This is a genomic window from Actinomadura miaoliensis (genome assembly GCF_039536785.1).
Taxonomy (GTDB): Bacteria; Actinomycetota; Actinomycetes; order Streptosporangiales; family Streptosporangiaceae; genus Spirillospora; species Spirillospora miaoliensis.
Genome location: NZ_BAAAZG010000001.1, coordinates 90,936 through 102,736, shown reverse-complemented (window position 1 = coordinate 102,736; position 11,801 = coordinate 90,936). Strand labels below are relative to the sequence as shown.

Annotated in this window: 10 protein-coding genes; 8 read left to right on the top strand and 2 right to left on the bottom strand. The window is 70.0% G+C overall.

The features are described 5' to 3' along the window. Nucleotides 1-106 precede the first annotated feature (106 nt). Nucleotides 107-781, bottom strand: a complete 675-nt coding sequence (locus ABD811_RS00490; protein WP_344939165.1) for a hypothetical protein — start codon at nucleotides 779-781, stop codon at nucleotides 107-109. Between the two features lie 10 nt (nucleotides 782-791). Between ABD811_RS00490 and ABD811_RS00485 the strand changes: the two genes are divergently transcribed. Further along, the gene (locus tag ABD811_RS00485; protein ID WP_344939162.1) at nucleotides 792-1,109 is read left to right on the top strand and encodes a hypothetical protein; all 318 of its coding nucleotides are present in this window, start codon (nucleotides 792-794) and stop codon (nucleotides 1,107-1,109) included. A 251-nt stretch (nucleotides 1,110-1,360) separates the two neighbouring features. On the opposite strand, the gene ABD811_RS00480 is transcribed toward ABD811_RS00485, so the two are convergent. Further along, nucleotides 1,361-2,557, bottom strand: coding sequence for a PucR-like N-terminal domain-containing protein (locus tag ABD811_RS00480; RefSeq protein ID WP_344939159.1), 1,197 nt, complete (start codon nucleotides 2,555-2,557; stop codon nucleotides 1,361-1,363). Nucleotides 2,558-3,081: 524 nt separating this feature from the next. Here ABD811_RS00480 and ABD811_RS00475 point away from each other — a divergent pair. The 7 genes from ABD811_RS00475 (at nucleotide 3,082) to ABD811_RS00445 (ending at nucleotide 11,801) form a co-directional block, all read left to right on the top strand. Beyond that, nucleotides 3,082-4,041 carry an alpha/beta hydrolase gene (locus tag ABD811_RS00475; RefSeq protein ID WP_344939156.1) on the top strand — a complete coding sequence of 320 codons (960 nt, stop codon included), beginning with the start codon at nucleotides 3,082-3,084 and terminating at the stop codon, nucleotides 4,039-4,041. 57 nt (nucleotides 4,042-4,098) lie between these two features. Further along, nucleotides 4,099-5,934 (top strand): DUF6801 domain-containing protein, encoded by a 1,836-nt coding sequence (locus ABD811_RS00470; protein WP_344939153.1) that lies wholly within the window; start codon nucleotides 4,099-4,101, stop codon nucleotides 5,932-5,934. 60 nt (nucleotides 5,935-5,994) lie between these two features. Further along, nucleotides 5,995-6,438, top strand: coding sequence for a hypothetical protein (locus ABD811_RS00465; protein WP_344939149.1), 444 nt, complete (start codon nucleotides 5,995-5,997; stop codon nucleotides 6,436-6,438). A gap of 343 nt (nucleotides 6,439-6,781) precedes the next feature. Next, a complete protein-coding gene (locus tag ABD811_RS00460; RefSeq protein WP_344939146.1) occupies nucleotides 6,782-7,996 on the top strand; it encodes a DUF6801 domain-containing protein in 1,215 nt (404 codons plus the stop codon). Between the two features lie 96 nt (nucleotides 7,997-8,092). After that, nucleotides 8,093-10,156, top strand: coding sequence for a DUF6801 domain-containing protein (locus ABD811_RS00455; RefSeq protein ID WP_344939143.1), 2,064 nt, complete (start codon nucleotides 8,093-8,095; stop codon nucleotides 10,154-10,156). A gap of 119 nt (nucleotides 10,157-10,275) precedes the next feature. After that, nucleotides 10,276-10,806, top strand: coding sequence for a hypothetical protein (locus ABD811_RS00450; protein ID WP_344939140.1), 531 nt, complete (start codon nucleotides 10,276-10,278; stop codon nucleotides 10,804-10,806). 203 nt (nucleotides 10,807-11,009) lie between these two features. Next, nucleotides 11,010-11,801, top strand: a complete 792-nt coding sequence (locus tag ABD811_RS00445) for an MlaE family ABC transporter permease (RefSeq protein ID WP_425549342.1) — start codon at nucleotides 11,010-11,012, stop codon at nucleotides 11,799-11,801.

Here is an 11,801-nt window from a genome sequence, read left to right as displayed (position 1 = left end):
CTCATTCGGGCGCCATACTCCGTTAGTGATCAGCTCTCTTGCGACGCGTAGTCACAAGCCCGCAGGTCACGCGGTGTCTGTTCGGTGGGGCGGACCGTCGCGGATTTCAGGTGCCGGAAGCGGTCGCGGCGGAGGGGGGCGCTGGGATGGGCTGCCGCCTCTTTTCAGGGGCACCGGTGCGGTGAGGCGAGCGGGCGTCGGGACGGGGCCGCTCGACGGTGGTCCGGGGCGCGGTGATGGTCCGGGAGGCGGGGGTGCCCTGGAGGCGGCCGGCCTGGCGCTTCGCCGTGTCGTCGCGCCGGGCCAGCCGCAGTCGGAGGAGCACCAGCCCGCCCGTGGTCGCCAGCGCGGCCAGCCAGGCCGCGTGCACGGCGACCAGGTCGTCCTTGGTCCACTGGGGCGTCGTGGCGCCGCGCAGTGCCGCGCCGGTCAGCGGTTCGCCCACGGACCCGGGGGCGACCTGCGGGGACGCGATGGGGGGCAGCGCGACCTCCGGGCTGTTCGCGGCAGGCGCGGGCCAGGTCGTGCCGCCGGGCGGCGGCGGACCGAACGTGCCGGGCGCGGCCGAGTGCGGCGGCGGTGACGCGGCCTCGGCCGTGATCGTGACGGTGCGGCTCGTGCTGACGCCGGATGCTCGACGGGCGGTCGCCGCCGCCGTGATCGTGATCTTCCCGGGCCGAGCGTCCGAGGGGATCAGCACCTGGGCGGTGGCGGTCCGCGTCCCCTCCAGCGTGCCCAGGCTCTGGGAGCGGGGGGACACGGTCGCGCCCGAGGCGGTCACCCGTACCACGGTGCGCGACGCGGCCGCCCGCGCCGACGAGATCCGGACCGTCGCGGTCAGCGACCCACCCGGAGCGGCCGACACGGCCGACAACGACAGGTTGATGGAGAGCCGTGGCGTCCCCGACGGGGGCTTCTCCGGTGCCGGAGACCTCGTCGGCGGTGCGGGGGGCGTGGCCGTCGGTGTCTCCGTGGGCGGTGTCTGTGTGGGTGTGGCGGTGGGCGTCGGTTCGGTGGTCGGAGACTCCGAGGGCGTCGGTGTGGTACTGGGGCCCGGGTCCGGGACGGGGTCGTCGACGCCGGCCGCTGAGACGAACGTGGCGTCGTGACCTGTCAGCCCGGGAACCGACACGGCGAACACCGAGGCGGCGCCCAGGCCGACGTACAGAAAGGCTCCGCCCACTTTTATCGAACGTCTCAGGCGCACTTTTCGCCACCGAATCCTGTCATCGACGAGTCGTGTGGAGCCGATCGCATCATGGCGTGCGAATCGACGGCAAGACGGGTACGGCCGATCTGTCGTCCAGCGGGTAGTGCTTGTTTCGGCGTGCGCCCGAAACTGTCACCGGGTGCGTGTTTTTCAGGTGTCGGCCGGCCACAGCCGCATCGCCCGCAGAACCACCTCGATGCCGAACCGGCACTCGGGGTCCCGGAGCCGGTCGCCGAAGAGCTGGTCGAGTTGCCGGAGCCGGTAGCGCACCGTCTGCGGGTGGATGTGCAGCCGGTCGCCGAGCTCGCTCGCGGTGCCCCGGTTGACCAGCCAGACCAGGAGGGTCTCGGTGAGCCGGTCGCGCTGGGCCGACGTCAGGCCCGCCATCGGCGCGAGCTCCCGCCGGGCGAGCTGGTGCAGCAGCGGCACGTCCACCAGCAGCCACAGCGTGACCAGGTGGTTCTCGCAGAGGATGGCCGGGCCGTCGTCGATGACGCCGCGGGCGGACAGCGCCAGCGCCTGCCGTGCCCAGCGCAGGGAGTCCGCGGCCCGGGGCGGGGCGACCGGCAGGCCGACCGCGATCCGCTGGTCGGGGAGCGCCGCCCTGAGCATGGCGAGCCGGTCCTCGGAGAACGGCCCCGGCACCAGCAGATGCGGCGCCGGGCCGTCGACGTCGGCCAGCACATCGCCGTCCAGGGCGGCCCGCACGCACCGCGCCCGCGGCCGCACGGCGACCAGGACGACCTCCTCGGGCACCGTCCAGCCCGCGGCCTGCGCCTTCTCGCGTATCACCGAGGCGGGCACCGAGGGACCTTCGAGCACCAGGCGCAGCAGCTCGCGGCGCCGCTTGTCCGCCATGGCCGCCGGGCTTTCGGTGGCCTGCACGTAGCCCTCCATGGCGAGTGCGGCCAGACGGTCGATGTAGCCGAACATCACGTCCGCCAGCCGCGCCATGACGGGGGCGGGCAGGTCGTACCGAGGGACCTCGCGCATGATCCTGCGCCAGGCGACCTGCCCGCCGATGCGGAAGGCCGCCTGCAGGCAGTCCATGCTCCGCCCCTCGTGCGCCTCCAATCGCCCCAGTCGCCGCGCGGCCTCGTCGTGCGCCTCGGGCACGGTGGACGGGTCGGCGATCAGGTCGACGAACGCCGCCACATGCGTCTCCACGTGGGCCCGCAGGACTTGGGCGTGGGCCCCGTCGAGCGTGCGCGCGTACTCGGGGATGTTCCGGCGGAGCCCTGTGATGATCTCCTCTGTGAGGCCGGGCAGCTCCGGCCGCATGAGAGAGACGAGCCGGGCCGGGAGCGCCGCATCGTCCAGCGCGCCATGGTCGAGCGTCTGCGTCATCGGACACACCTCCGTCACCGTCGGCGTCCGGCCGCACTGGTCACGTCCCGGGGGGTCGTCCGGGAGCGGGACGGGGCCGATGCGCCGCCGGTATCACGAGGCCCCGACGTGGAGGTGGGACGCGACGAGCGGGGGACCCCTTCGCGTCCTCCCGCCGTGGCCCGGACACTCCGAAGTTAGGTCACGCCGGGCCGGTTCCATACTCCTGGACGGCCAAAACCGCACCCCCGAAAACTCACCGCTGCACACGACGGCCGATGGCCCGGCGCATGCGTTTCCCGCCGATGCTCACCGGCCGACAAATCCGCGCGGTGCCGACCGCCCGGATTGTCACCGCTGTCAACGTCGGCCGCCTGTATCCGTCTGGCCGGCACGGCGCAATCTTGCGTCGGCGTGTACTCATGGTTTGATCAACAAGGCGGTTTCTTGCGCCGAATGTGCGCCATTTTCCGGTGAAGGGTGCCGCACCGGGGGCGCATCGTGCTCTCATCACGAAGCGGTCGCGTCCAGCTTGGAGGTCACGGATGGAGCCAGTCATCGATTTCCGGCCCGGCGTCAGCCGGGAGGCGCGCCGGTTCGCCGCGTTCATGAGGACCGCCGTCCGGCCGATGTTCGCCTACGGCCCGATGCGGCCCTCGATGCTGCGGCTGGCCATGCTCCTGGACCTCGGCGCGCCGATGGTCATGCGGCCGCCGCGCGGGACGGAGATCGGACGGGTCCGGCTCGGTGACTTCCACGGCGAGTGGGTCCGCCCCGCCGGGGGCTCCGGCGCCCGCGTGATCCTATATCTGCACGGCGGCGGATTCTTCTGCTGCGGACTGCGCACCCACCGCGGCCTGGTCGCGCGCATCGCCGAACGGTCGGACGCCGTCGCGTTCTCGGTCGCCTACCGGCAGCTCCCCACAGCGCCGCTGGCCATGTCGATGGCGGACGCCCTGGCCGCCTACCGCTGGATCCTCGACCAGGGATGCGACCCGGAGCGGCTCGTCATCGCGGGCGATTCGGCGGGCGCGTATCTGGCGTTCACCACGGTGATCGCGGCGCGGGACGCGGGTCTGCCGGTCCCGGCGGGCATCGTCGGCCTGTCTCCGCTGACCGACCTCGACCACGAGGTGCGGGCGTCGTACGAGTACACGCGGCGCGACGCCTACATCCCGGCGCATCGGCTCGGCGCGTTGAAGCGCCTGCTGCTCGCCGGCATGGAGCCGGACGCCGTCGTGTCCCCCTGCGACCGCGACCTGCGCGGTCTCCCGCCCGTGTTCATGCTGGCCGGGTCGCGTGAGGCGCTGCGCTGGGACGCCGAGCTGATGGCCGGACGGCTCGCCGAGGCGGGCGTCCCGCATCTCCTCCAGATCTGGGAGGAGCAGGTCCACGTCTTCCCCGCGTTCGCCGGGGCCGTCCCCGAAGGTCGCCAGGCCATCGAGGAGATCGGTTCCTTCGTGCGCGCGCGGACCTCGTCCCACCCGTTGGGCGTGGTCGCCTGACCGGACATGACGTCGAACGTCCGCCTGACAACGCGGCGCAGCGGTAGGGAGTCGGGGATGAACCTCCAGCCCACAGTCGGTAGGGCGGTGCTCGCCCTGGTCGCGACGGTGGCGGTCGTCGTCGGCCTCATCGTCGTGACCGGATCGCGGTTCGCCGTCGCCGAACCGTCGACGCTGGCGTTGAAGTACGACTGCAGATACCCGCAGATCGGGACGAAGGAACTGGACGTGCTCGTCACCGTCGACTATCCCGCGCGGGTTTCGACGAAAATGGAGCGGCAGGGCGTCCCCCCGGTCGAGGCCAGGACCGTCGCGACGGTGAACGCGGAGACCACCGACGGCCTGCTCGCCGTGCGCGCCGCGACGATCCAGGGGGTCGGCAGCGTCCAGGCGGTGCTGGGACGACCCGACGGCGATCTCGACGCCAAACCGAGATTCGGCGTGCCGCTGACCAGGATTCCGCCGGTGGGCGCCTTCGACCTGCGAACCTCGGTGCGGGTGCCGTCGCTGGAGACCAAGCGGGCCGGCCAGGGACGCATCGAGATCCACGACCTCGACCTGACGATCCAGCCGAAGAAGGCCGACGGCACCCCGACGACGCTCGGACCGACCGTCGTCGTGCCGTGCACGCAGCGGCCCGGCCAGGACAACGTGCTCGCCCGGACCCGGATCACCGACGAGGCGGACACGCGGGCGCCGTCCCGGCCCCGCGAGGTGAAGGCCACCGCCAAGTCGCCGACGAGCGTCTCGCTGTCGTGGGGCCGGTCGTCCGACGACTTCTGGGTCTCCGGCTACGACGTCTACGCCGATGGCCGGATCGTGTGGCAGAGCACCGGCCCCGACCCCACCGCCACGCTGACCGGACTGTCCCCGGCCACGCCCTACACGTTCACCGTCAAGGCCCGCGACCTCACCGGCAACGTGTCCGACGGCGCCGACCCGATCCAGGTGACGACGGACCCGGATGCCCCCGACACCACGCCGCCCACCGTGCCGGGCAAGCCGGCCGTGACCGGGCTGGCCAAGGACACCGTGGTGATGTCCTGGCCCGAGTCGACCGACAACGTCGCGGTCACCGGCTACCGAATCTACGCCGACGGCCGGTCCGCCGCCGAGACGGACACCCCGTTCGGCTGGGTGAGCCGGCTGACGCCCGAACGCACCTACACGTTCACGGTCAGGGCCCGGGACGCGGCCGGCAACCTGTCGCCGCCGAGCCCGCCGCTCAGCGTGACGATGCCCAAAGGCCCGCCGTCCGAGTGCGGCACGCTCAAGGGAGACGAGGACTGGATCGAGGCCTGCGCCTACATGGCCGGATATGCCAACGTCGCCAAGCTGAACAGCGCGGTGGTGCTCAACCCCGCCACGCCGAGCCCCGTCCTCACCAACGTCGCCTACTACGCGACCGCCACCAGGGCCAAGGCCAGGTTCCTGTTCGTCGGGCCGTTGCGTACGCGCACGACGATGCTGACGTTCGGGTTCATGCCGACCACGGCGACCATGGAACTGAACCAGCTGGAGCCGGGCACGCTGGAGGGCGAGGACACGGGCAGCGGGTTCAAGGCGCGTGCGACCGTGCGGATGGCGGTGCGGCTGCTGGATGCGACGGTGAACGGCGCCCCGCTCGACCTCGGGCGCAGGTGCGTCTCCGCCCGGCCCATGACGATCACCCTCGACAGCACCCGGTGGTACAAGAGCGTCAAGGACGGCGGGCCGCTCAGCGGGACGATGACCATCCCGCCCTTCTCCGGCTGCGGGGCGAAGGAGAACCTCGACCGGTTGCTGAACGCCTCGATCTCCGGCGGAGGCAACGCCGTGAAGGTCGTCCAGGGGCCCGTCTGCCAGGTGTCGCAGGCCACGTGCCCACCGGTCGATCCCGTCACCGCGCGCTGAACCCCCCGTCCCAGGAATCACACCCACCCCTGTTTCCCGAGTGCCGGGAGAGGTCATCAAATGAAAGCTCAGATGAGAACGGCCGGTGTCATCGCGATCGCCGGTCTCCTGTTCGGTTCCGCCGCCTGTTCCGGTGGGGGAGACGAGGCCGCCACCGCGGCGTCCCCCGGCGTGGCCGGCGGCTCCTCGAATTCTGTATCGCCGCCCGCCGGGTCACCGGCCGAATCCAAGGTCCGGGGCGAACTCGAATCCTGCCTGAAGAAGGCGGGGCTCCAGGGGATACCGACCGCGACCGAGAAGCTGAGCGAGGCTCGGCAACGCGCCGTCCAGAAGTGCGGCCTGGCTGTGATCGGGCAGGCGAACCCCGCCGTCCAGAAGACGCTGGACGAACTGAGAGCCTGCGTGAAGAGGCACGGCGTAGCGGTGCCTCCCGCGGGTCAGGTGTTCGTCCCCGATGTCAAGGACCCCGCGATGGGCGCCGCGGTGCGGTCCTGCACGAAGTGACGTCCGGTCGCCTCGTCGGCCGCTGACAAAGGACAGCGTGAAACTGTCACGACCCAAGCGTCAGTGAGCATTCTCGATGGGGGTCACTGGAACGCGGACTGGCGCGTTCCAGTGACCCCCATCATGTTTTGCCGGCAGTGAGTGAAAGCGCGTGACATTTGTCACTGACGGCCGATGACGACGATCCGGCGACACGAGTACGTTACGCCCAGGTAACCCCGCTGGAAGGGCGGCAGATCCCAAGAACAAACGTCCGGCCCGGTCGATTCCGGCGGAGGAAACCGGCATCGGGGGTCCAGTTATCGCTGAGGATTCCTCGGCGCTGTCATCGGAGAGGTAACGAGTGAAGAACAAGAAGTCCCCAGGACTGCGGAAAGGGCTGGCGACGGGACTGGCGGCGGCCCTCGGCGTCGGCCTCGGCGGCGTCGCCGGCGCCGGCACCGCCTCGGCGGACCCCGTCACGCTCGACCTGAAATACGAGTGCACCTACCCGCTCATCGGCAAGCGGTCCCTCGACCTGCACGTCAGGACCGACATCCCCAAGAAGATCCAGGCCGGCACCGCCATCCCGAAGATCCAGATCTTCTGGGACGCCGGCCTCGGCGCCGACACCACCGAGGGACTCCAGGCGGTCGACGGCGTGAAGATCGGCGGCCTGGCCACCGCCAAGGCCCGCGTGGAGGCCCCCGACTTCCCCAACGGGCTCGACGTCAACGTCCGCAACCAGCTCAAGAACACCGAAATCCCCGGCGAGGGCGGCTTCACCATCCCCGGCTACGGCGAGGCCACCGGCCCCCAGTTCACCGCCCCCGGACACGGCAAGGTCACCCTCGGGGACCTCGCGCTGAAGGTCACCGTCCTGAAGTCCGACGGCGGCTCCAGCGCGCTCGGCACCTTCGACGCCCCCTGCACGCTGACGCCCGGCCAGAACAACACCGTCACCGAGTTCGACGTGACCAACGACCCGGTCACCTACCCGCCCGCGCAGAACCCGCCCGCCTGGTACCCGGAGAAGACCCCGGCCACCGCGGACCCCGGCACCCTGAACTACGCCTTCGGTCTCAAGGGCTCGTCGTTCATCAAGAACGCCAACGGCACCGTCCCGCTCGACGGCGACATCAAGGTCCGGGTGGACGGCAGGACCGGGGCGATCACCGGTGACCTCCTGCTGAAGAAGACCTCCGGCCAGATGAACATCCTCGGCTTCCTGCCCGTCACCGCCACGGTCGACTTCGAGCAGGTCGGCCAGACGGTCGGGACGTACACGGGCGGCGAGATCGCCACCAGGTCCACCATGAACATCAAGATGCCGAACTTCCAGGCGTTCGGCGTCATCCCGATCGGCGGCGGCGACAACTGCAAGACCACCCAGCCCTCGACCGTCGCGCTCGGCTCCAAGACCGGCGCCTTCTTCAACCCGAAGAAGGGCGGCGCCCTGTCCACCAAGGACTACAGCATCGCCTCGATCAAGGACTGCGGACCGCTCGAAGGCATCATCAGCCTCTTCGCGGCGGGCAGCGGCAACACGATCGACCTGAACCTGACGCCGCGGTCCTGACCCCGACCTGGAGGCATGGTGAGCGGACCAGGCCCAGCCGCACAACCGGCGAGGCCCGGCCCCGTCACCGCACCCCCCCACTCGAAAGGCAGACAGGTGAGACGAACAAGAAAGGCCGGGCTGCCCCTGGCCTTGGCCGGCGCCCTCGTGGCCGGGTCGACGCTGTACGGCGTCCCGGTCGCGCACGCGGCGTCGGGGACGCTTTCCCTCGACTACCGGTGCGACTACCCACTCCTCGGTCTCCAGGACGTCCGCGTCCAGATGACCGTGGACAACATCCCCGACAACCCCAAGGTCAACGAGGAGATCAAGGGCCTGCCGATCACGGCCAAGGCCACCATTCCCGCGGCGACCGTCGAGGGCCTGCGGACCATCAACGCGGCCAAGCTGACGGGCTTCGCCACCGCCGAGGCCGTCGTCACCCAGCCGGGATTCCCCGCCCCCAACATCGCCCCGCGGGTCGGCTTCGACCCGCCCACGGTGGACATCCCCACGTCCGGCGACTTCACCATCAACACCAAGGGCACCTCGCCCTCGCTGTCGTTCACCAAAGCGGGCTGGGGCGAGATCAACGTCGGAAACCTCACGCTGCGGGTGACCCCGCTGGACGCCTCCGGCCAGCAGACCTCACTCGGCCAGCTGAACGTCAAGTGCTACCAGAAACCGGGGCAGAAGAACTCGCTCGTCCAGTTCTACGTGGACGACGGCACCACCCCGCAACCGCCCAAACCCGCCCCCACCACCCTCCAGGCGGCGCAGCCGCCGGTCGAGTACGGCCGGCCGACCTACCAGCCGAACGTCCACAAGTACGACCTCACCTACACCTGTGACTTCCCGATCCTCGGCCCCTCCGACGAGAAGGGGATCCTCAAGGTCCGGGCCGAGGTCGACTTCCCGGACAAGGTGAAGGTCAACGACTACGCACCGCGCATCAAGATCGTCTCCACCAACGTGCTGGGGGCCAACGCGGTCGACGCGCTCACCCAGGTCTCGGCCGTCAAGCTGACCAAGACCACCGCATACGCGCGCGCCGACATGACCGTCCCGCAGTACGCCAGTCCGGTGAAGGCCACCGTCGCGCTGCCCGTGCCGGACACCGACATCCCCCAGGACTACCCGTCCCCGCCGATGACGATCAACGCCACCGGTCAGGCGCCCGCCCTGGTGTTCACCAAGGCCGGATCCGCCTCCATGAGCATCGGCAACATCGACCTGGAGACGACCCCGGTCCAGGCCGACGGCACCCCGACCCAGCTCGGCAACGTCAAGGCACCCTGCGTCAAGGACCCTGCCGACCAGATCAGCAAGATCGACTTCGAGATCACCGACGGTGGCGGCCCCGCCCCCGACACCCAGGCGCCCACGGTCCCTGCCAATGTGAAGGTGGAGGCGGGTGCGCCTGCGTCGTCGTCGTTGAAGGTGTCGTGGGACGCTTCGACTGACAAGCCTGATGCCGGCGCGTCTGGTGTGGGGGGCTATCTGGTGTTCCGTGATGGGCAGCAGGTGGCCGACGTGAAGGACGGAACCTCCTACACCGATTCCGGTCTCCAGGCGGAAACCGAGTACAAGTACGGCGTGGTGGCCTATGACAAGGCCGGTAACAAGTCGGAGCAGTCGTCTCCGGTGTCGGGCAAGACAGGGCCGGGGAGTACGACGCCGCCGACGAGTGGGGCGTTCGAGTTGTCGGGGAGCTCCAGCCTCAAGGCCGCCAACGGCAAGGTGGCGTTGGCGGGGTCGGTCAGCGGGACGGTCGACGCGGGCGGCAACGTCAGTGCGGACCTGAAGCTCAAGCCGGCCACGGGGACGTTCTCGATTCTCGGGTTCCTGCCGGTGACCGCCGACATCGCGTTCGCGCCCCAGGGGCGGACGACCGGCACGCTGTCGGGCGGCACGCTGTCCACCACGACCAAGACGGTCGTCAAGGTGTCGTCGGTCAAGCTGTTCGGCATCCAGATCGGCGGCGGCAGCACGTGCCAGACGGGTTCGGCGGCCACCATCCCGTTGAGGTCCACCGACTTCACCGTGGCGGGCGGCGGCACGCTCACCGGCACCTATACCCTGCCCGCTCTCCAGGGCTGCGGCGTCCTCACGCCGCTGCTGAGTGCCTTCGTGGCCGGGCCGGGCAACACCGTCACGCTCAGGGCGACGCCGGCGAAGTGACACCGCACGGCATGGCGTAACCGGGGAGGCAAGCCCCCGCCGCCGCGGACTCCCCGGCGGCGGGGGCACCTCCGTTGCTCGGCAATGACAAAAGCCCGGGAATATATGAGGAGAATGACATGGTGCCACGCGTGCTCGGCGCGGTCGCCTTGGGGTGTGCGTTGGTCGTGTCGCCTGCCGGATGTGGTGGGGACGAGAAAAATGACGCCAAGACCGTCTGGGCTGCGCGCGTCTGCGACGGGGTCAAGAGGAACGCGAAACGAATTTCGCTGCCGACCGTCGACCAGCGGGACGCCCGGAAGTCCAGGGCGGCGATTCTGACGTTCCTCGGGGACATGGGCGGGCAGCTTCAGGCCCAGGCGGCCGATCTCGACGCCGCGGGAGCGCCGCCGGTCGCCGGCGGGAAGGCGACCTACCAGGCCACGGTGACCAACCTCGCCAAGGTCCGGCTGGAGCTGGGGCACGTCTCCGCCGATCTGCGCAGGGCCCAGGTGACCGACATGAACTCGCTGGCCAAGGCGCTGCGTTCCTACCAGGCGCGGATGGGCGCCTTCGCCTCGTACCAGGGGCCCGTCAAGGACCTGCGCGCCAACACGGAACTGGACGAGGCCTTTCGGAAGGCCCCGCAGTGCCAGGGCGTGGGGACGTGAGGTTGTCACCCGGCTGACAGTCGCGTCGTGTTTCCACCGTGTTTTTGTGCGACGGGAACTAGTCCGGTGGCGGGCGCCATGACTATCGTGAAGTAACTCATTTCGATCCGCTTTCCAAAGTCGTGTTCCGATGAATTCCCAGCGGGCGAGGAGACGGTGAAGAGCGTCCCGGTTCGGCTTTCACATGATGCGAGGAAACGGCCGTGATCGGCGTGGTGTTCGCGTTCTCGGTGAACGCGATGCGGACGGTCGGGCAGGTGTTCCAGCTCGCCGCGACGGTGCTGGGGCTGCTGGTCCGGCGGCCGCATCGCTTCGAGTTCCGCGAGTTCGTCGAGCAGTTCTGGTTCATCGCCGGCGTGACGATCCTGCCCGCGTCGCTGGTGTCGATCCCGTTCGGGGCGGTGACCTCGCTGCAGGTCGGCTCGCTGATCCAGCAGATGGGCGCGGAGTCGTTCACCGGGGCCGCCAGCGTGCTGGTGATCATCCAGCAGGCCAGCCCGATGGTGGTGGCGCTGCTGGTGTCGGGCGTGGCCGGGTCGGCGATGTGCGCCGACATGGGCTCGCGGACGATCCGGGAGGAGATCGACGCGATGATGGTGCTCGGCGTCTCGCCGATCGAACGGCTCGTCGTGCCGCGCGTGGTGGCCTGCATGGGCGTGGCGTTCATGCTGAACGGGCTGGTGTCGGTCGTCGGTGTCAGCGCGGGCTACTTCTTCAACGTCTTCATGCAGGACGGCACGCCGGGCGCCTACCTGGCGAGCTTCTCGGGCCTGGCGCAGCTCCCCGACCTCTACATCGGGCAGGTCAAGGCGCTCGTCTTCGGGTTCATCGCGGGGATCGTCGCGTCCTACCTCGGCCTGAACCCCGGCAAGGGACCCAAGGGCGTGGGGGACGCGGTGAACCAGTCGGTTGTGTTCGCCTTCCTGGTGCTGTTCGTCGTCAACATGATCCTCACCGCGATCTACCTCCAGGCCGTCCCGCCGAAGGGAGGATGA

Bases quoted from the DNA above. Each gene is read 5' to 3' on its own strand.
- ABD811_RS00480 (WP_344939159.1), bottom strand. From the start codon at position 2,557: ATGACGCAGACGCTCGACCATGGCGCGCTGGACGATGCGGCGCTCCCG.
- ABD811_RS00475 (WP_344939156.1), top strand. From the start codon at position 3,082: ATGGAGCCAGTCATCGATTTCCGGCCCGGCGTCAGCCGGGAGGCGCGC.
- ABD811_RS00470 (WP_344939153.1), top strand. From the start codon at position 4,099: ATGAACCTCCAGCCCACAGTCGGTAGGGCGGTGCTCGCCCTGGTCGCG.
- ABD811_RS00465 (WP_344939149.1), top strand. From the start codon at position 5,995: ATGAAAGCTCAGATGAGAACGGCCGGTGTCATCGCGATCGCCGGTCTC.
- ABD811_RS00450 (WP_344939140.1), top strand. From the start codon at position 10,276: ATGGTGCCACGCGTGCTCGGCGCGGTCGCCTTGGGGTGTGCGTTGGTC.